The 2,045-nt window shown below is 53.5% G+C and carries 2 protein-coding genes; one reads left to right on the top strand and one right to left on the bottom strand.

Annotated elements, in window-relative coordinates:
• Positions 1-196: 196 nt before the first annotated feature.
• Positions 197-1,009 (top strand): peptide chain release factor N(5)-glutamine methyltransferase, encoded by an 813-nt coding sequence (prmC, locus tag ACTHUT_RS18960; RefSeq protein ID WP_250599468.1) that lies wholly within the window; start codon positions 197-199, stop codon positions 1,007-1,009.
• A gap of 84 nt (positions 1,010-1,093) precedes the next feature.
• On the opposite strand, the gene ACTHUT_RS18955 is transcribed toward prmC, so the two are convergent.
• A complete protein-coding gene (locus tag ACTHUT_RS18955) occupies positions 1,094-1,888 on the bottom strand; it encodes a 3'-5' exonuclease (RefSeq protein ID WP_250599470.1) in 795 nt (264 codons plus the stop codon).
• Between the last annotated feature and the right edge of the window lie 157 nt (positions 1,889-2,045).

Here is a 2,045-nt window from a genome sequence, read left to right as displayed (position 1 = left end):
TGTTTCCGGATGACCGCTTTCGCGGAATGACGGCGGAGCGTTTCTGTTATTCGGATAAATTCCTACGGTATCGAAACGGCGATAAGGTGTTTTTCTTTATTATATAATTTCAAAGCGAAAATGATATTTTTTGAACAAGCGTGCCGCAAAGCCGGAAAAAATGTTCGAGCCGCATCGGCGGCAGACGGGATAAAAAATGATGTTTGACGAATGGTTGGGCTTGTCAAAACTGCCTAAAAATGAAGCAAGAATGCTGCTGCAATATGCTTCGGGATATACGCGCGTGCAGTTGTTGACACGGGGCGGGGAAGAAATTCCGGACGAAGTCCGGCAGCGGGCGGACAGGCTGGCGCAACGCCGTCTGAGCGGCGAGCCGATGGCCTATATTTTGGGTGTGCGTGAGTTTTACGGACGACGCTTTGCCGTCAATCCCCATGTACTGATTCCACGCCCTGAAACCGAGCATTTGGTGGAAGCCGTGCTCAAACGCTTGCCGCCGCAAGGCCGCGTGTGGGATTTGGGAACGGGCAGCGGTGCCATTGCCGTGACCGTCGCGCTTGAACGCGTTGATGCCGATGTTCGCGCATCCGATATCAGCGTCGGTGCTTTGGATACTGCCCGTCAAAATGCGGCCGAATTGGGCGCAAAAGTTGAGTTTGCGCAGGGTTCGTGGTTTGATACCGACAGGCCGTCTGAAGGCCGATACGATGTGATTGTTTCCAATCCGCCGTACATTGAAAACAGCGATGTGCATTTGTTGCAAGGCGATTTGAGGTTTGAACCGCAAAACGCGTTGACCGACTTTTCAGACGGCCTCAGCCATATCCGCTACATTACCCAAGAAGCCCCAAAATATCTGAAAGCCAACGGCTGGCTGCTGTTTGAACACGGCTATAACCAAGGCGAAGCGGTGCGGAACATTATGCTGGAGAACGGTTTTGCCGAAGTGGCAACCGAACAGGATTTGGCTGGATTGGACAGGGTCACGCTGGGGCGTTTGCCTGCTTAGCGGGCATGGTTTGTCGGAATATAAAAAAGGGCGTGTCAATCACGCCCTTTTGGTTTTTTGGTTTGTCTGTTCAGACGGCCTGGTTTAACGCCAAGCAGCGACGAACTCCGCCCAGTGTTGTTTTTCTTCGGCTTGTGCGGCCAGATAATGTTTGATGCGTTTGATTTCGACTTCGTATTCGTCGGCATCGAGCGCGCCGCTCATCATGCGAAAGCGTTGATACATGAGATAGGTATTGGCTGCATCGGTTTCGCAGTAGTCGCGGATGTCTTTCAGACGGCCTGCATGATAAGCGTCCCAAACTTTGCTGCCGTCCATGCCCAGTTTGCCGGGGAAGCCGCAGAGTTTGGCCATATCGTCCAAAGGCACGCTGGCGCGCGGTTGGTAGAGGGCGAGCAAATCCATCAGGTCGCAATGGCGGGTGTGGTAGCGGCTGATGTAGTTGTTCCACTTAAAGTCGCGGCTGTCGCCAAAATCGCCGTCGCCCATGTCCCAATAGCGGGCGGCGCTGATGCCGTGTATCAGGGCGCGGTAGTGGAGGACGGGCAGGTCGAAACCGCCGCCGTTCCAGCTGACGAGTTGTGGCGTATAGTTTTCGATGACCTCGAAGAACTTGGCAATCATGACTTCTTCGCTGTCTTCGGGATCGCCGATGGTACTGACGCGGATTTTGTCCTGCCCCCAGCGCATACAGCAGGAGATGGCGACGACTTGGTGCAGATGGTGTTGCATAAAGTCGCTGCCAGTTTTGGCGCGGCGTTGCTGTTGGGCAAACAGGACGACTTCGTTGTCGGGCAAATCGGCAGGTAAATCGTAAAGCAGGCGGATGCCGTTTACGTCGGGAATGGTTTCGATGTCGAAGGCGAGTATCGGAGTCATGGCGTGATCGGGTTGGATAAGGGATGATGTCATTGTGGCATGACGGCGCAGATAAAAAAAGAGGCAATCCCCCACAGGATTGCCCCAATACCTCAAATCAGAGATTTACGCTTCACAAACAATACAGGCTTTCACCTGCGGCTTTACAGATGCAGCT

The organism is Neisseria sp. P0022.S010 (assembly GCF_051956635.1).
The sequence above is the reverse complement of the archived record's forward strand: the minus strand, read 5'-3'. Positions and strand labels throughout refer to the sequence as shown.